General features: G+C 47.2%; 15 protein-coding genes and 2 riboswitches. Of the genes, 14 read left to right on the top strand and 1 reads right to left on the bottom strand.

All coding sequences use genetic code 11. From position 1 onward, the window contains the following. The first annotated feature begins 119 nt into the window (after nucleotides 1-119). The 14 genes from BST99_RS08340 to BST99_RS08275 all read left to right on the top strand — a co-directional run bounded on the left by BST99_RS08340 (nucleotide 120) and on the right by BST99_RS08275 (nucleotide 17366). Nucleotides 120-503, top strand: coding sequence for a hypothetical protein (locus BST99_RS08340; RefSeq protein WP_105001389.1), 384 nt, complete (start codon nucleotides 120-122; stop codon nucleotides 501-503). 209 nt (nucleotides 504-712) lie between these two features. Further along, nucleotides 713-1969 (top strand): methionine adenosyltransferase, encoded by a 1257-nt coding sequence (gene metK, locus BST99_RS08335; protein ID WP_105001388.1) that lies wholly within the window; start codon nucleotides 713-715, stop codon nucleotides 1967-1969. 82 nt (nucleotides 1970-2051) lie between these two features. Then, nucleotides 2052-2155: riboswitch (SAM riboswitch) on the top strand. An 84-nt stretch (nucleotides 2156-2239) separates the two neighbouring features. Then, nucleotides 2240-3532 carry an O-acetylhomoserine aminocarboxypropyltransferase/cysteine synthase family protein gene (locus tag BST99_RS08330; protein ID WP_105001387.1) on the top strand — a complete coding sequence of 431 codons (1293 nt, stop codon included), beginning with the start codon at nucleotides 2240-2242 and terminating at the stop codon, nucleotides 3530-3532. Nucleotides 3533-3559: 27 nt separating this feature from the next. Then, nucleotides 3560-6727, top strand: coding sequence for an aspartate kinase (locus tag BST99_RS08320; RefSeq protein WP_317046140.1), 3168 nt, complete (start codon nucleotides 3560-3562; stop codon nucleotides 6725-6727). Between the two features lie 4 nt (nucleotides 6728-6731). Then, nucleotides 6732-6941, top strand: coding sequence for a hypothetical protein (locus BST99_RS14960; protein ID WP_394335612.1), 210 nt, complete (start codon nucleotides 6732-6734; stop codon nucleotides 6939-6941). Between the two features lie 10 nt (nucleotides 6942-6951). Next, the gene (locus BST99_RS08315; protein ID WP_105001386.1) at nucleotides 6952-8151 is read left to right on the top strand and encodes a trans-sulfuration enzyme family protein; all 1200 of its coding nucleotides are present in this window, start codon (nucleotides 6952-6954) and stop codon (nucleotides 8149-8151) included. A 3-nt stretch (nucleotides 8152-8154) separates the two neighbouring features. After that, complete coding sequence (locus BST99_RS08310; protein WP_105001385.1) at nucleotides 8155-8595, top strand: RrF2 family transcriptional regulator; 441 nt, start codon at nucleotides 8155-8157, stop codon at nucleotides 8593-8595. A gap of 55 nt (nucleotides 8596-8650) precedes the next feature. Next, nucleotides 8651-8752, top strand: a riboswitch (SAM riboswitch). A 69-nt stretch (nucleotides 8753-8821) separates the two neighbouring features. Further along, nucleotides 8822-9844 carry a homocysteine S-methyltransferase family protein gene (locus BST99_RS08305; RefSeq protein WP_105001384.1) on the top strand — a complete coding sequence of 341 codons (1023 nt, stop codon included), beginning with the start codon at nucleotides 8822-8824 and terminating at the stop codon, nucleotides 9842-9844. Then, complete coding sequence (gene metH / locus BST99_RS08300; RefSeq protein ID WP_105001383.1) at nucleotides 9841-12492, top strand: methionine synthase; 2652 nt, start codon at nucleotides 9841-9843, stop codon at nucleotides 12490-12492. Before BST99_RS08305 ends, metH begins: the two co-directional genes overlap by 4 nt. Before the next feature lies 1 nt (nucleotide 12493). Next, nucleotides 12494-13447, top strand: coding sequence for a methylenetetrahydrofolate reductase [NAD(P)H] (metF, locus tag BST99_RS08295; protein ID WP_105001382.1), 954 nt, complete (start codon nucleotides 12494-12496; stop codon nucleotides 13445-13447). 161 nt (nucleotides 13448-13608) lie between these two features. Further along, the gene (locus tag BST99_RS08290; RefSeq protein ID WP_105001381.1) at nucleotides 13609-14244 is read left to right on the top strand and encodes a phosphoadenosine phosphosulfate reductase domain-containing protein; all 636 of its coding nucleotides are present in this window, start codon (nucleotides 13609-13611) and stop codon (nucleotides 14242-14244) included. Between the two features lie 33 nt (nucleotides 14245-14277). Continuing rightward, nucleotides 14278-15429 (top strand): acyloxyacyl hydrolase, encoded by a 1152-nt coding sequence (locus tag BST99_RS08285; RefSeq protein ID WP_105001380.1) that lies wholly within the window; start codon nucleotides 14278-14280, stop codon nucleotides 15427-15429. Nucleotides 15430-15439: 10 nt separating this feature from the next. Beyond that, nucleotides 15440-16204 (top strand): head GIN domain-containing protein, encoded by a 765-nt coding sequence (locus tag BST99_RS08280; protein WP_105001379.1) that lies wholly within the window; start codon nucleotides 15440-15442, stop codon nucleotides 16202-16204. 73 nt (nucleotides 16205-16277) lie between these two features. Next, nucleotides 16278-17366 (top strand): serine hydrolase domain-containing protein, encoded by a 1089-nt coding sequence (locus BST99_RS08275; RefSeq protein ID WP_105001378.1) that lies wholly within the window; start codon nucleotides 16278-16280, stop codon nucleotides 17364-17366. On the opposite strand, the gene gldA is transcribed toward BST99_RS08275, so the two are convergent. Then, nucleotides 17356-18249, bottom strand: coding sequence for a gliding motility-associated ABC transporter ATP-binding subunit GldA (gene gldA / locus BST99_RS08270; RefSeq protein ID WP_105002474.1), 894 nt, complete (start codon nucleotides 18247-18249; stop codon nucleotides 17356-17358). The genes BST99_RS08275 and gldA overlap by 11 nt on opposite strands. Nucleotides 18250-18378: the final 129 nt, after the last annotated feature.

The raw sequence follows: 18378 nt of genomic DNA, 5'->3' as shown, positions 1-18378 counted from the left end.
TCTAAAGTACTAAGGATAGTATTGTCTTTATTGGCAGGCTTAACACTCGTTAACGTTGGTTAACCCATGCACTAAGGTTCAAAGGGCAATTTTGACTCGTAATCTAAAAAACAATCCAAATGAAAAATGCTTTAATTGCCTTTGTAGTCTTACTTGTATCCACTCAGCTTAAAGCCCAGGACAAAAAAGAAGAAGTTCAATTTGCTACCTCTAAAACAGTCATTCAAAAAGTAGAATTCACGGTGGACACGGTGAAAGAGATGAATGAAGTAGATTGGGATGACATTTTTGGTGTCTTTAAGGAAAATGCTGCCCAGGATTCTATTGAGGTGGCAGTTGTCTTGAAGAACTACAAGGTGAAAAACGAAAAAGACGTCATTATGACGATTCCTCGCCTGCGTGTAGCGGTTAGTGGACAAACCAAAGACACTACGGAGCTGAGAGCCCAAATGATCCGAAATGTAGAAAAAACCACTTCCGCGATCAGGAAGTTCAAGAGTTAAACTCTACCCCAAGAAAAAACCCGGCTCTTTGCCGGGTTTTCTTTTTTGTGGAGGCCGATGAATTCCCTTAATTTTGTGCCAGTTTAAAAATAGAGGACAGATTTGACTGATTGCAACCTCTGGAAAAAATGCTAAAGCAGTGATTTCTTCTCTTCGGAAGCGTAATCTTTCCTGCTGACTCTCGTCAAATCTGCTGATAAAGTACTGATATGCCATATCTCTTTACGTCCGAATCGGTCAGCGAAGGCCACCCGGATAAAATTGCCGACCAGATTAGCGATGCCTTACTCGATCATTTTCTTGCCTTTGATCCAGACAGCAAGGTGGCATGCGAAACCTTGGTTACCACCGGACAAGTCGTCTTAGCCGGTGAGGTAAAGAGCAATACCTACCTTGATGTTCAACAGATTGCACGGGATGTTATTAACCGCATTGGGTACACCAAAGGGGAGTATCAATTCAGTGGAGACTCCTGTGGGGTCATTTCTTTGATACACGAGCAATCCCAAGACATCAATCAAGGGGTAGATCGCGCCAATAAGGAGGAACAAGGAGCAGGAGATCAAGGGATGATGTTTGGTTATGCGACCAAAGAAACCCCTAATTATATGCCCTTGGCCTTGGATATTTCGCACCGTATCTTGACCGTTTTGGCAGATTTAAGACGTACGGATGAGCGTATGAATTATTTGCGTCCTGATTCCAAGGCTCAGGTGACCATCGAATACGCTGATGACGATACTCCTCAACGCATCGATACCATCGTCGTTTCGACCCAACACGATGCATTTGACGAGGATGAGGCCATGTTAGCGCGAATCAAAAAAGACATCATTGAAATTTTGATTCCGCTGGTGGTTGAGCAATTACCGGCTAATTTGCGTCCCCTTTTTGACTCAGAAATCACCTACCACATCAACCCCACGGGGAAGTTTGTGATTGGTGGACCTCATGGCGATACCGGACTGACCGGGCGCAAGATTATTGTGGATACCTACGGCGGTAAGGGAGCACATGGTGGAGGTGCCTTTAGTGGAAAAGACCCGAGTAAGGTGGACAGAAGCGCTGCCTATGCTTCGCGCCACATTGCCAAAAATTTAGTCGCTGCGGGAGTGTCTGATGAGGTGTTGGTTCAGGTGAGTTACGCCATTGGAGTTGTGGAGCCGACATCGATTTTTATCGATACCTATGGCAAGGCCAAGGTCGATTTAAATGACGGTGCTATTGCAGAAAAGGTACAAGAGATTTTTGATATGCGTCCTTTCGCCGTCGAGGAGCGTTTACAGCTTCGAAACCCCATTTATGAAGCCAGTGCAGCCTATGGACATATGGGGCGTGAACCACACAGCGAGACCCGCGTATTCGAGTCTCCTTACAACGGAAAAGTAGAAAAGCAAGTGGAGTTTTTCACTTGGGAAAAACTGGATTATGTGGACCGTGTGAAAGACGCCTTCGGTCTCAAATAATTCATAAAAAATAAAAAAGTTAGGTCAGAATTAGAATTGCGTTCTATATTTGGCTTTCGAAAAGTTCATTACAGGTATTGTTAAGTTATCAAGAAAGGTGGAGGGACTAGACCCTGCGAAGCCTTAGCAACCCTTTGTTCTCCTACAAAGAAGGTGCTACATTCTACCCATAAGGATAGATAACAACCCAAGCAGTTTTATACTGCCTTCCCTTCTCTTGATTTCTGATAATCCTATAAGATTACTAGGAAATAAATTAAAAAAGAAATCATGAGTCAATCAAAATTTTCAACAAACGCCCTCCATGCTGGGCACGACGTTAAAGCGAACGGTGGAACCCGCGCTGTACCCATTTATCAAAGTACAGCTTACGTGTTCAATGATTCCGATCACGCGGCGAATCTATTTTCGCTTCAGGAGTTCGGAAACATCTATACCCGAATCAACAACCCGACCAATGACATCCTGGAACAGCGCTTGGCCGCTTTGGAAGGTGGTATTGCTTCCGTAGTAACCTCTTCCGGTACCTCGGCTCTGAATACAGCCCTTTTGGTGCTGCTCAGAGCAGGGGACCACATTGTGGCCTCCAACAGCGTGTACGGGGGAACCTACAATCTATTGGATGTAACCTTGCCCCGACTGGGCATTACCACCACTTGGGTAAATCCCGATGATCCTCAAAACTTCAAGGACGCTATTCAAGAAAACACCCGTGTGGTTTTTGCGGAATCACTAGGGAATCCAAAACTGGATGTTATCGATCTTAGAGGAATTGCCGAGGTGGCCAAGGAAGCCAAGGTGCCCTTTATTGTGGATAATACCGTGGCCTCCCCTGCGCTGCTCAATCCAATTGAACACGGAGCCAATATTGTTATTCACTCCCTGACCAAATTCATCAACGGAAACGGGACTGCCCTAGGGGGAGCCATCATCGATGCGGGCACCTTTGATTGGTCCAGCGGAAAGTTCCCAGAGTTTACAGAGCCATCACCGGGTTACCACGGTTTGGTTTACCACGAAGCTTTGGGCAATGCCGCCTTTATCGCCAAAGCACGAATTGAGGGGCTACGCGATTTTGGGGCTGCTTTGAGTCCGTTCAATGCCTTCCAAATTCTACAAGGTCTCGAAACACTGCCGATCCGTTTGAAGCAACACAGCGAGAATGCCCTGGCCTTAGCTCAATGGTTACAGAGCAGAGAGGAAGTGGAATGGGTGAACTACCCTGGATTAACCAGCAGTCCTTACTACGAAAGAGCTCAGGATTACTTGCCAAAAGGCCAAGGGGCTCTGTTGACCTTCGGAGTTAAAGGCGGCTACGATTCGGCTAAGAAAATTGCCGACAACACCCAACTGTTCTCTTTGTTGGCCAATATCGGGGATACCAAGTCTTTGATCATTCATCCGGCCAGCACCACCCACCAGCAATTGACAGATGAGGCCCAGCTTTCTACGGGAGTGACCAAGGATCTGATTCGCCTGTCGGTTGGACTGGAAGATATCTCGGATCTAAAAGCCGATCTGGAGGCTGCTTTTGCCACGATCGATCGAACTGTATTGGTTTAAACATCTCAAACAAACAAGGCCTCTTCTATGAAATCCTTGAATTACAACGCCTTTACCACCAAGAGCGGATATACCCAAGACCTGGTGCTGTCGTATGAACTGTTCGGACAGGACCTCTACACAGCACCCGTAGTCCTGGTCAATCACGCCCTGACCGGAAATTCAAAAGTGAGCGGCCCCAAGGGCTGGTGGACTGAACTGATAGGCCCTGGTAAAACCATCGATACGGATTACTATACCGTATTGGCCTTTAATATTCCAGGGAATGGTTATGATGGATTTTTGATTGAGAACTACAAAGCCTTTATTGCTCAGGACATCGCACGCCTCTTTTTGTGGGGACTGCAGCAGCTCGAAATTGAGCAATTATTCGCCATCATTGGAGGTTCCCTGGGTGGAGGGATAGCCTGGGAAATGGCGGCTCTAGAACCTACTATTTGCAAGCATTTGATCCCCGTGGCTACCGATTGGAAATCGACTGATTGGTTGATCGCCAACTGCCAGATTCAGGAGCAGATCCTGTCGAACAGTTCCCAACCGGTACACGATGCTCGCATGCATGCCATGATGTGTTACCGCACCCCGGAGTCTTTTAATCAGCGCTTTCAGCGCAGTACGAATGAAGAGGTGCAGTTGTTCAATGTCGAAACCTGGCTTTTGCATCATGGAGATAAGCTACAGGATCGTTTTCAGCTATCGGCTTATCATCTGATGAATCAACTCTTGAAGACCATAGATATCACCCAGGATTCCAAGGATATCAGTCGATTGTTTGAAGGGCAGCAACTTAAGATTCACATCGTAGGGGTCAATTCTGATCTCTTTTTTACCGCGGCCGAGAACAAGCATACTTACCGGCATCTGGCGCAATCCCAAGCTCAGGTAACCTATGGCGAAATAGAGTCCTTGCATGGGCACGATGCCTTTTTAATAGAGTTTGATCAATTGAGTGAGTTACTCAAAGAGGTTTTTAGAACCCCCGAGCTCACTCAGGGAGTGAAGGTTGTAAAATTTGGCGGGAAGTCTTTGCAGAATGAGAAGGGCTTAGAAAGGGTGTTGGATATTGTTTCGGACCGTTACCAAAAAGGGCAGGACCTGGTTTTGGTGCTTTCGGCCAGGGGACGATCAACCGATCAATTGGAGCGCTTGTTGGCCGAGGCATCTATTGGGGGAAATATCGATCAGTTGTGGAATGAATTTGCTGATTACCAAAGCCTTCCGGATACGGGTGCTGTGCTGACACGGGAGTTGCAACAGCTCGAAACCAAACTCCGGCAAATTCAAGTACAGAAAAGGTATACAGAACGGGATCAGGCGGAAGTGCTTTCTTACGGAGAGTTGCTTTCGGCCCGATTATTTGCGGCCGCTCTCAATGACCGAGGTATTCCGGCTTCTTTGGTGGATGCCCGCTCTTTTCTGACGACCGATTCCCGTTATGAGGAGGCCAAGGTGGATTTAGGGCTTTCGAAAAAATACTGGACGGCTTGTTACAAGGATATTCCATCCAAGAGTATTCCCGTGGTAACCGGCTTTATTGGGGCGAGCCCTGAAGGACATACCACCACCCTGGGAAGGAATGGGAGTAACTACACCGCTGCCTTGATTGCCAACTTTTTAAATGCGGAGGAGGTTTTGAATTACACCCATGTCGACGGACTCTTTTCAGCTCCCCCAGACCAGGTGGAAGAAGCGCGATTAATTCGCCAACTTTCTTTTGAAGAGGCGAATGAATTGGTTCAGTTTGGAGCGAATATTCTGCATGCCAAGACCATTATTCCACTTTTAGAAAAGAATATTCCACTCCACATTTTAAACACCTTTAACCAGCGCAGCCCCGGAACAAGGATTTCGGCAGAGGCCAAAGAAGAAGAAATCAAGGCGGTGAGTCTTTTGAACGGCAATGCTCTCTTGCTTTTAGAAGGTCGTGGACTCCTGGATAAGGTGGGGGTAGACGCCCGTATTTTTTCGGTCCTGGCCGAACACCGGATCAGCGTCAGCGTGATTTCTCAAGGGGCGAGCGAACGGGGTATTGGCCTTGTTGTTCAGCGTTCAGATGCGGAGCGGGCTCATCAGCTTTTGGAGAAGGAGTTTCACATTGATTTGGGCAGTGATGATGTTGCTCAAATTCAGCGCATCGAACCGGTTTCTATTCTCTCTGTGGTCGGAGAGGATGCGGGTTCTTTTTACCGGCCTTATCGGGCCTTGGTTCGGAATCAATTGACGCCTTTACTCTTTAATAATTCTCCTTCGGGAAGACAGTTGGGGCTGGTTTTTAAACAAGAGGAAGCGGTTAAAGCCCTGCGCGTGGTGCACGGCGAATTGTACGGCACGGCAAAGCGCGTCAACTTGCTCTGCTTTGGCAAAGGACAAGTCGGGGCCACCTTGTTGGATCAGCTCTTGGAAGAAGCTACGGTTTTGCGTGAGAAAAAGAACATTGATCTTCGGGTGATCGGTATTCTTAATTCGCGACAAGCTTTATTCGCCGAAGAAGGCGTTAGCTCACCCTGGAGAGAACAGTTTGAGGAAAAGGCACAGCCTTACCAGTGGAGTGATTTACTTCGCTTTGTCGAGAAGGGTGCTTTTGAGAATTTAGTGGCCATTGATAACACTGCCAGTGAAACCTTGATTCACCGCTACGAGGAGCTGGCCGAAAGAGGCTTTGATTTGATTTCGTCCAATAAACTGGCGAATACACAGGATTATGGCTTTTACAAAACCCTGAGGGCTACCCTTCAGCAGAACCGAAAGAGTTACCTCTACGAGACCAACGTGGGGGCGGGTTTACCTCTAATCGATACGATACGACTGCTGCATGAATCGGGTGAGAATATCACCAAGATTCGCGGGGTGTTTTCGGGTTCCTTGGGCGCTATTTTTAGCGAGTATTCTCAGCGGGATATTCCCTTTTCCGAAGCCGTACTCAAGGCCTTAGAAGCCGGCTATACCGAACCGGATCCCCGGGAAGATTTAAGTGGGCGGGACGTCGCTCGCAAGTTGTTGATTCTGGCTCGCGAATTACAGCTCGAGAATGAAATCGAAGAAGTGGAGGTCGAAAGCCTTGTTCCCACATCGCTTCAACAGATCGATAAGAACGATTTTTTTCGGCGTATTGAGGAAGTGAATGAACTTGGCCAAAAAGAAGTCAGCCTTAGAATCCGGGCAAGTCTTGCGCTATGTCGGAGAATTAAGCGGTGATCTGATGAGTCAAAAAGGGGAGCTTAGGGTCCGATTAAAAGGCGTGCCTTCACAGAGTCCTTTGGGGCAGGTTCAGGGGGCCGATTCTCTGGTCGAAATCTATACCGAATCTTATGGAGAACGCCCTTTGGTGATACAGGGAGCGGGAGCAGGCCCTCAAGTGACAGCCCGGGGGGTCTTCGGAGATGTTCTGCGCTTGGCTGAGCGCTTGTAAATTTTAGTCTATGCAAAAGAAAAAGCAGGAAGCACCATTTGATTGGAAACTCGAAACTCAGGCGATTCGGCAGCAATTGCCGAGAACCGATTATATGGAGCACAGTGTGCCCCTTTACCTGACTTCGAGTTTTGTGTTTGAAGATGCGGAAGATATGCGCTCTGCTTTCGCAGAAGAGAAGCAACGTATGCTCTACAGCCGCTACGGCAACCCGAACAGTGACGAACTGATCCAAAAGGTCTGTTCATTGGAAGGGGCAGAGGCTGGGTATTCCTTTGCATCGGGGATGTCTGCAGTTTTTTCGACCCTGGCTGCGCTCCTGGAATCCGGGGATCGAATCCTGGCATGTCGGAGCGTGTTTGGATCAACGTTGACTCTTTTTAGCTCTATTTTCCCGAAATGGGGGATTGAGACCGATTATTTTGACACGGACGATGGCCCGGAACAGTGGGAGCAGAAAAGAAAACCGTCCACCCGAATTGTCTATGTCGAGAGTCCGACCAATCCAGGGGTTGATTTGGTCGATTTAGAACGTCTCGGAAACTACTGCCGTGATCAGGGATTACTGCTGGTGGTTGATAACTGTTTTGCCACGCCTTATCTGCAACAGCCCTTGCAATTAGGGGCTCATCTTTCGGTGCACTCCGGAACTAAACTGATGGATGGGCAGGGCCGAGTTCTTGGAGGATTGGTTGTCGGAGAAGCCGAACTGATTGATCGCATTTACCGCTTTGCTCGGGTCAGCGGCCCGGCGCTATCGCCTTTTCACGCTTGGCTATTGTCCAAGAGCCTAGAAACCTTGTCCGTTCGCGTGGATCGTCACTGCGAAAATGCCTTGGAAGTCGCTAAGCGACTGGAGCAGCGCCCCCAGGTGTCTTCGGTTCGCTATCCTTTTTTGCTCTCGCACCCGAAGTATGATTTGGCGAAAAGACAAATGAAAGCAGGAGGGCCTGTAGTGGCTTTTGATCTGAAAGGGGGCCTGGAAGCCGGACGAAACTTTTTTGATCATTTAGAGTGGTTGAGCCTGTCGGCCAACTTAGGTGACAGCCGAACGATAGTGACCCATCCCGCTTCCACAACCCACAGTAAACTGGAAGAAGAACTCCGGGAGCAACTGGGTATTTTTAGTGGTACAGTGCGGGTTTCGGTAGGTCTTGAACATGTAGATGATGTCTGGAAAGATATGGAACGGGCCTTTTCGTACCTTTAATCCATGCTTTCGAAGAAAACGAAATACGGATTAAAGGCGCTGGTCTTTTTGGCCAAGCAGGAACAGGACAGTCCAGTTCCTATTGGGCGTATTTCGGCTTCTGAAAATATTTCGCAGAAATTCTTAGAGAGTATTCTGCTGGATATGCGCAAGTACGGACTCTTGGGTTCCAAGAAAGGCAAGACCGGAGGCTACTACCTTTTAAAGCCGGCAGAAGATATTCGCATGACGGAGGTTATTCGAATACTCGAGGGCCCCATTGCGATGGTCCCTTGCGTAAGCCTCAATTTTTATGAGCCTTGCTCAGATTGTAAAGATGAGGAGAATTGCAGTATTCGGCGCCTGATGATTCAGGTAAGGGATAAGGCTTTAGAGGTCTACCGGAATAGTACCCTGGCCGATTTGTTGCGGCCTCAAAAAAACGGTCTCGTACCGGAGGATTAATTTGGAATATACAGGCAGAGCACTTTTCTTTGCCGCTCAGTTCATCAATTTGATGTTGTTATCGAGAAAGGTGGAGGGACTAGACCCTTTGAAACCTTGGCAACCCTTTAGTCTTTTAAAGAAGGTGCTACATTCTACCCGATGGGAAGGATAACACAAAGAAGCCAAACCGGTCTTCTGTCCACACTCTTTTCGATACCTGTTACACAATAAAGAAAGCACTTCTATGAGAGAAGAGAATACGGTTGAAAGCTGTTTAAAGAAGAGAATACTGGTCCTGGACGGTGCTATGGGAACTTTGCTGCAAGCCAATGCCTTTGATGAAAAGGACTTTCGGGGCGAGCGTTTTGCGGATTGGCCGGTGCCCTTGCAAGGGAACAATGATCTCTTGTCCATTACCCAACCACAAGCGGTTGCTGAAGTGCATCGTTCCTATTTCGCTGCAGGAGCAGACATTGTCGAAACCAATACCTTTTCGTCAAGCTCAATAGCACAAGCAGATTACCAATTGGAAGATTATGCTTATGAGCTCAACAAGGTCAGTGCAAGCCTTGCCCGAAAAGTCGCCGACGAGTTTAGCGCTCTGGAGCCGCATAAACCTCGGTTTGTCGCTGGGAGTATTGGTCCTACGAATAAAACAGCCAGTCTGTCGCCTGACGTCAATCGTCCGGAATACCGGGCTATTAGCTTTGATGAATTGCGACTGGCTTACCGGGAGCAAACGGAAGGACTTATTGATGGGGGTTCTGACCTTCTTTTGGTGGAAACCATTTTTGATACCCTCAATGCCAAAGCAGCTCTTTTCGCTATTGACGAGGTTTTGGAAGAAAGGGGTATTCGCCTTCCCGTGATGGTCAGTGGAACCATTACGGATGCCAGCGGGCGAACGCTGTCTGGGCAAACTTCTGAAGCCTTTTGGATTTCTTTAAAGCATGCCGATTTGTTTTCTGTTGGATTTAACTGCGCTTTGGGAGCTTCACAACTGAGACCTTATATCGAACTTTTATCAAAGCAGGCCGATTGCGCCATATCGGTGCATCCCAATGCAGGACTTCCGAACGCTTTTGGAGAGTACGATCAAGGGCCCGCGCAAATGGCTGAGCAGATGAAAGAGTACCTGGACCTGGGACTGGTCAATATCATTGGAGGATGTTGTGGTACAACCCCGGAGCACATCGCTGAGCTCGCCTCCTTGGTCGAGGCATACTCGCCGCGATTAATCCCCGAAACTACATTACAGGATTCATGAGGTATCTCGAGTTAAGTGGACTAGAGCCTTTGTTTGTCCGTCCCGAAAGTAATTTTGTCAATGTTGGGGAACGCTGTAATGTAGCAGGGTCACGTAAGTTTTTGCGCCTAATCAAAGAGGGACAGTTTGAAGAAGCGGTAGAAATCGCTCGTCAACAAGTAGAAGGAGGAGCCCAGATTTTGGACGTCAATATGGACGACGGCCTGATTGATGGTAAACAGGCCATGGTTCACTTCTTGAATTTGCTGATGAGTGAACCCGATATCGCACGCCTTCCTTTGATGATTGACAGTTCAAAGTGGGAGATTTTGGAAGCGGGACTTCAGGTGGTACAGGGCAAGTGTGTGGTCAACTCCATTTCCCTCAAAGAGGGGGAGGAAGAATTCATTGCCCAGGCCAAAGCGATTAAACGCTACGGCGCAGCGGTCATCGTGATGGCCTTTGATGAGGTCGGACAAGCCGATAACCTGGATCGAAGGATCGAAATTGCTTCCCGCTCTTACCGCCTATTGGTTGAAGAAGTCGGTTTTCCGCCCGAGGACATCATTTTTGACCTCAATATTTTTCCGGTGGCCACGGGAATAGAGGAGCACAGACGAAATGCTTTGGACTTTATAGAGGGCTGTCGTTGGGTGAGCGAGCATTTGCCTAAGGCACACTTAAGTGGCGGGGTGAGCAATGTCTCCTTTTCTTTTCGAGGAAACGACCTTATTCGAGAGGCCATGCATGCGGTTTTCCTCTACCATGCCATACAAGCCGGAATGAACATGGGTATTGTAAACCCTGGGCAGTTGGAGGTGTATGAAGCGGTGCCTCAAGATCTTCGGGAGCTGCTGGAAGACGTGCTCCTGGACCGAGATCCTAGAGCCACCGAAAAATTGCTCGCCTATGCCGAAAACGTACAGGGCAAGGCCAAGCAAAAAGAAGAGGACCTTTCGTGGCGTGAACATGCCTTGCAAGAACGGATCACCTATTCGCTGGTCAAAGGAATTGGGCGCTTTATTGAGGAAGACGTTGAGGTCGCTCGACAGGCTGCTGATCGCCCTATACAGGTGATTGAAGATACCCTGATGGAAGGGATGGGCGTTGTCGGAGAACTCTTTGGAAGTGGAAAAATGTTTTTGCCTCAAGTGGTCAAGTCGGCACGCGTTATGAAAAAGGCAGTGGCTTACTTGACCCCCTTTATCGAAGCCGAAAAAAGCGAGGAAAAAAGCTCTGCCGGAAAGGTCCTTTTGGCTACCGTCAAAGGAGATGTTCACGACATCGGTAAGAATATTGTCGCAGTGGTTTTGGGATGTAACAATTACGAAATAATTGATTTGGGTGTGATGGTGCCAACCGATGAAATCCTCCGTGTAGCCCAAGAGGAATCCGTTGATATTGTCGGTTTAAGTGGACTCATTACACCTTCTTTGGACGAAATGGTGCATGTGGCCAAGGAGATGGAAAGAAGGGAGATGGATTTGCCTTTGCTCATTGGTGGGGCGACAACTAGTAAGGCCCATACCGCCGTAAAGATTGCACCGGAATATCCTCAAGGGGTAGTCCATGTTTCGGATGCCTCGAAAGCGGTAACCGTGCTTGGAAAACTTTTACAGCCTAAGGAATCTGATGTTTTTAAGAAACAGTTGAGGGAGGAGTACGAAGAGTTTCGAATTAATTTTTTGGACCGCCAACAACAGAAGCGTTACCTGAGTTTAGCGGATGCTCGGGCCAAAGCGCCGGAATTGGATTTTAGTCGACTGGTTAAGCCACAAAACTTAGGGATACACGAAATTCAGGATTTCCCTGTCAAGGAATTACGTCCTTTTATCGATTGGACGCCTTTCTTTAGGAGTTGGGATTTGCATGGTAAATTCCCCGATCTCTTGGAGGATAAGGTGGTAGGAGAAACGGCGAAGGATTTGTACAATGACGCGTTGGAGATGCTTCATAAAATTGAGACGGAATCCTGGCTTCAGGCGAAAGCGGTCTGGGGTTTGTTCCCCGCTGAGCGCGAAGGAACGGACGATATTCGGGTGGCGTCTGAACCGCCGGTGGTCTTTAGAACACTGCGCCAACAACTGCACAAACGTGAAGGGGTTCCCCAGCGTGCCCTGGCTGATTTTATAGCCCCATCGGAATCGGGGGTTCAAGATCATATTGGCTGTTTTTGTGTGACGGCGGGTTTTGGCTGCGAAGAACGGGCGAGGGCCTTCGAAGAGGTACAAGACGATTATCAGTCCATCATGATTAAAGCCCTTGCAGATCGATTGGCCGAAGCCTTTGCCGAGTACCTTCACCAACGCATAAGAAAGGAAGATTGGGGCTATGCAGCGCAAGAGCATTGGAGCAATGAAGAGCTCATTGCTGAGTCTTATCAAGGAATTCGTCCCGCCCCGGGTTATCCGGCATGTCCTGATCACCTCGAGAAGGAGACGATTTGGTCCCTGCTCGATGTGGAGTCCAGGATTGGGGTGCGACTGACAGAGTCCTTGGCCATGTGGCCTGCTGCCAGCGTTAGTGGTTACTATTTTGCTCATCCGGAATCTCGCTATTTCGGCCTCGGAAAAATTACCCAGGAACAAGTATCAGATTATGCCAACCGAAAGGGTATCCCCGTAGAGGAAGCCCAAAAGTGGTTGGCTCCTCAAATCGCCGAACAATAAGATGAAAGTCACTGATCACCTAAAGCAAAACAAAGGAGAAACCCTTTTCAGTTTTGAAGTTATTCCTCCGGTCAAAGGCAAAAGCATTGATGAGTTATACAAAAACATTGATCCTTTGATGGAATTCAACCCGCCCTTCATCGATGTAACCACTTCCCGAGAGGAGTATGTGTACATCGAGAGGGGAGGACTACTGGACCGGAAGCTCACCCGTATGCGTCCGGGCTCCTTGGGTATTTGTGCCTCTATCAAACACAAGTACGATGTGGATGCGATTCCTCATGTACTTTGTGGAGGCTTTACAAAGGAAGAGACAGAATACCTTTTGGTCGATTGTCATTACCTCGGAATAGACAATGTGATGGCTCTGCGAGGCGATTCGATGAAAGAGGAGCGCTATTTTGAACCCACCGAAGGCGGACACCAGTATGCTTCAGATTTGGTCAAGCAGATCAAGCAGCTGAACCAGGGCAATTACCTGCACGAGGTCATTGAGAGTGACAACTGCTCTGATTTTTGCATTGGAGTAGCCGGGTATCCCGAAAAGCATATGGAGGCTCCTTCCCTGCAATCCGATCTTAAGCGCTTAAAAGAGAAAGTGGAACTCGGGGCCAATTACGTGGTAACCCAGATGTTTTTTGACAACCAGCGCTATTTTGAATTTGTCGATGCCGCCCGGGACATGGGGATTGAGGTTCCTATTTTACCAGGGATTAAACCGATTGCTGTCAAGAAACATTTGCAGCTCTTGCCACAGGTTTTCCGTGTGGATATACCGGAAGACTTAATTGAAGCGGTCGAGACCTGTTCAGATAATAAGGCCGTTCGCCAAGTGGGTATTGAGTGGGCTATTCAGCAATCAAAGGAGCTCCAAGAAAAGGGAGTTCCCGTCATACACTACTACTCTATGGGTAAGTCCGATAACATCAAAGCCATAGCCCAAGCGATATTTTAAGAAAAAGTAGTCTTAATTAGCACATCAAGTCCTTGCGAATCTGATAAGAATCCACTTGTATTCGTGGTAATTCGGCAGTTTTAAATAGAATTTTGGGAAATGATTTTTCGGTTTGTTCGAGATTGTTATTTTTGAAATCCTATAAAACCGATAGGATTTATATGAAAACCTATTTTCAACAACCTTTCAACCCGGTAAAACGACGGCCTTTGGTCTCCGAAGAAACCGCTCAAGAAGCTATTCATTGGGGATTAGAACAGGCCGATAAGCCGGTGTTAACGACCAATTTTAAGCCCTATTCCGTTGTTTTGATTCATGCCGTCACCCAGATTATGCCAGACATTCCGGTGGTGTGGGTCGATACCGGATTCAACACCGAAGAGACCAAGAAGTATGCCATGCTGCTTTCTTCTCAATTGAGTTTGAATTTGAAGATTTACCGTCCGAACAAGAGCACTGCGGAAGTCTTGGATCTGTTTGATGGAGTTCCGGGAGTAGACCAAAAAGGCCATACTTCTTTTACAGAACTGGTGAAATTGGAGCCTTTCCGCAGAGCTTTTGCCCAGTTGGATCCGGATGTTTGGTTTACCAACATTCGCAAAGGGCAAACGGCTTTTCGAGATACACTGGATATAGCGAGCTACAGCCAACAGGGAATTTTAAAGGTTTCTCCTTTTTACTATTGGACCTCTGGGGATCTGCACGATTATGTCGATCGATATCATTTGCCAATGGATTGGTCTTATACCGATCCGACCAAGGGATTGGTTCATCGTGAATGTGGGATTCAATTTTAAGAAGGGGTGAATTAATTCGTAATTTTATCTTCCATGAGCACAAAGGATAAGCTTCATGGAACGATAAAGAGGTATACCGAGGGACTTCGCGTTTATTTTGCCCTTTCCCTTTTGCTGTTTTCTTCTCTCTTAACTGCACAGGAAGAAAGGAATCCGGCTTATGTCCTTGAAGGTTCCCTGTTTTATGGGAGTATTATTCGGCACAACCCCGATATTTCTCATTTGATCACTGCCCATCCGGAAGGTCTCATTCTTGCCTGGAACCGTAAGCGTTATGGTGAAGAAGAATGGGAGTCTCTCTACAATTACCCGGATACCGGGTTTACCTTTATCTATCAAGATATGAATAACCCCACCTTGGGGGAGCATTTTGGGGCTTATGCCCACTACAATTTTTACTTTTTAAAGCGGCAAGTGCAGTTGAGAATTGGGCAGGGGATTGCCTACAACACCAACCCTTATGACCGACAAAACAACTTTCGCAATACAGCCTACGGTTCTCATTTGTTGAGCAGTACCTTGCTCATGGCCAGGTATCATCGGGAAAACCTCTGGAAATCTTTGGGTCTTTCGGTAGGTCTTTCATTCATTCATTATTCCAACGCCAATTTTAAAGCGCCAAATGCTTCCACCAACACGGTCGCTTTTCAAGTGGGTTTGACCTATACCTTGGATGAAATGTCAGAAAGGGAATTCATCCCACAGGCCATTCAAACAGATAAACCAAAGCATTCCTGGACTTGGAATTTTGTGCTTCGGACGGGTCAAAATGAAGGAGATGTCGTCGGTTCGGGCCAGTACGGCTTCGTTACTCCTAGTATCTATATCGATAAGCGTTTAGGCCAGAAAAGTGCGCTGCAAGGCGGAGTAGATGTCTTTTTTTCCGGCTTTTTAAGGGAGCTGATTCGGTTTAGATCTACATCCTTCCCGGAAGAAGCAATAGCCGCCGACACCGATTGGAAGAGGGCGGGTGTCTTCGTGGGCCATGAGTTGCGCTTAAATCAAATGAGTGTAATCACCCAGCTGGGTTATTATGTGTACTACCCTTATGATTTTGAAGGCCGGGTCTATAACAGGATCGGATTACAGCGGTACTTCGGAGACCATTGGTTTGGCGCATTGACTTTAAAAGCCCACGCCGCTGCCGCGGAGGCCGTTGAATTTGGAATAGGATACCGATTGTAATTTGAAGAGGATGAAAAAGATTGTATTCCGTTTGTTACCCCTGTTTTCGCTGCTGTTCTCATGTAATTCTGAGAATGTAGGGGACTGTTTGCAAACCGCAGGCCCGCTTCAGCGAGAAGTTCGCCTGGAGTCCCCCTTTAGCCGAATTACCGTTTTTGAAAACCTTAATCTAGTGATACGCCAAGGTCCTGAGTACCGAGTGGAGGTAGAATCCGGGGCCAATCTGCTCAATGAAATAAACGCTGAGGTCATCGGAGATCGCTTAGTTCTTCGCAACGAAAACCGATGTAATCTGTTTAGAGATTACGGTATTTCGACTGTCTATGTTACCGCACCTGAATTGCGTGAAGTCAGAAGTGGGACGGGTTTTTTGGTCTCTAGTGAGGGTACTTTGAACTACGATAACCTGACCTTGATTTCGGAGCGATTTAATAATCCTGAGACGGAAGCGACTGATGGAAGTTTTGATATTGACTTTCAGGGCGATCGCTTGCAGTTGGTGGTTAACGGAATCGCTTATGTTCAATTTTCAGGGAATGCCGATGTTTTGAATATTGTTATTGCCGCTGGTGACGCACGGGTGGAGGCGGCAGAATTAATCGCTCAGGAGGTGGTTGTTGACCACCGGGGTTCCAACGATGTTTTCGTGAATCCTCAACAGCGAATAAGCGGTGTCATCCGGGGTTATGGAGATGTCATTGGGGTCAGTAGACCACCTCAAGTAGAGGTCGATGAACTCTTTAATGGACGCCTGCGCTTTTCATCGGAAAATTGAGTTGAATTAAGAAGTTTGTGTTTAACTTCACGTTCCGAAAATACCCCAAACACCAACCACGTAACTACCCCCTATGGCTCCTACCCCTGTATTTTTTGGTCTTTTTGGCAGTAATAAACGCGTCAAAAAGACAACAGATCTGCACGGTTTTGAACTGAGTGAAGCTCTCTTGCACAACCTTCATGCAAAAGGTAAAGTCCCAGGAATGGCGGTTAGCTTTCGTCGCGATGAGGAGATCCTTTTTGAAAAAGGATTTGGCGGTTTGGCCAACAGTTCAAAAAACCCCATTGATCCGGCCAACACTTACTTTAGAATAGCAAGTATTTCAAAATGTATAACCGGTGTTGCTTTAGCTAGAATGGTCGAACAGGGATTGGTTGATTTGGACGATTCGTTTTACAAGCATGTTCCAGACTATCCCAAAAAGCAATTTGATTTCACCTTGAAACAATTGGCCAGTCATACGGCAGGTATTCGGGCTTACAAAGGGAAAGAGTATGCTTTAAATCGAAGCATGACTATTGAAGAAGGAACCGGCTTGTTCAGCAAGGAACCTTTAGCTTATATTCCTGGATCAGATTTTATCTATACCAGCCTGGACTTTGTTCTTCTTTCTTTGGCGATGGAAAAGGCTGCGGGCATGCCCTTTGAAGAGTATGTCGAAAAAGAAGTGCTCAAGCCTCTCCATATGCTTCATACCACCCCGGAAGCGCGCAAGCGCAGTCTGAACAAATTGAAGAAGAACGAAGTGGTTCGCTTTTATACCCGGAGCGGTTCTGGTTTTAGAAAAGCGCTTAAGGTCAATAATTTCTATAAACTAGCCGGAGGAGGCTACCTCTCTACAGCGGCTGATATCGCCACTTTAGGGCAGGCGATCTTAAAGGAAAACTTTGTGCGTCCCGAGCTGATGCAAGAGTTTTTGGCTCCGCAGATTGTTTTAGGAAAGAATGTCTATTACGGGCTTGGTTGGCAAGCGAGTCAGGATATAGCTGGACGACATTATTACGGACATGTGGGCAATAGTGTTGGAGCCTATACCAACTTTTATGTATACCCTCATGAGCGTTTGGTCGTTAGCATCCTGATCAATTCTAGTGATCCCAAGGTACAGCCTGAACTAGATGAAGCCATCGATGCGGCTTTGCGCCATATCAATGGGTAAGATTGTTGAAGAGCTCCTCAAGGGAAGCTGTTTTTCTGTTAAGATTCAGGGTCTTTAATTGATTATCATGGGCAAAATCAAATACAGCTGGGCGGCGATCTTCTTGAGTAGAAAAGCTTAGCTCGTAGCAGAAGCCTTCTTTGTTCACAACTTCGGTAACGTCTGGAATTTTTTGTAGCAGTACTTCTTCCACCCGGTAATCAAATTCTACTTCGATTATCTGTTTTTCTGAGGCCTGTAACTCGCTTAAAGGATTATCGGCCACCAATTCTCCTTTGTTTATAATGAGAACACGATCACAAACGGCTTCTACTTCCTTCATGATGTGGGTCGAAAAGAGAATGGTCCGGTCTTTTCCCAGATCCCGAATAAGCTGCCTGATGGAGATGAGTTGATTGGGGTCTAGTCCTGTGGTTGGTTCATCCAGCAAGAGCACTTCCGGATCATTCATCAAGGCCGCAGCCAGACCAACGCGCTGGCGGTAACCTTTGGATAATTGCCCAATGCGTTTGTGTGCCTCGTCTTTTAGACCGGTTTTGAGGATGAGTTCTTCCACCCGCTCTTTGGGTGCGGAACAAAGCTGGCGAACAAAATGCAAGTATTCTCGAACATATTGATCTGTATAAAGGGGGTTGTGTTCCGGTAAATACCCAATGCGGGTACGAATTTCTTTTCCTTCTTCTTTTAGGTTTAGGCCGCATACCATGCCTTGACCCTCGTCAGCGGAATAGTAGGTGGTCAGTATCCGCATCATCGTTGATTTACCGGCACCATTTGGGCCAAGGAAACCGACAATTTCTCCTTTGGGGATCGAAAAACTAATTCCTTTCAGGGCTTGTTGTTCGCCAAAGGACTTTTTGATTTCTACTACTTCAATAGACATAGGCAAGACTAAGTCCTTCAAAAATAGGGGTTCCTCCTCACTTTTTACCCTCATTGTTCGTGCTTTCGTCACGTATTACTCTTGGTCAAATGCTAAAAAAAATGGTTCCTATCGCGAATTTATCAACGT

The organism is Aureicoccus marinus (assembly GCF_002954325.1).
Classification (GTDB): Bacteria; Bacteroidota; Bacteroidia; order Flavobacteriales; family Flavobacteriaceae; genus Aureicoccus; species Aureicoccus marinus.
Note: the sequence above shows the minus strand (reverse complement) of the source record. Positions and strands in the feature narration are given on the sequence as shown.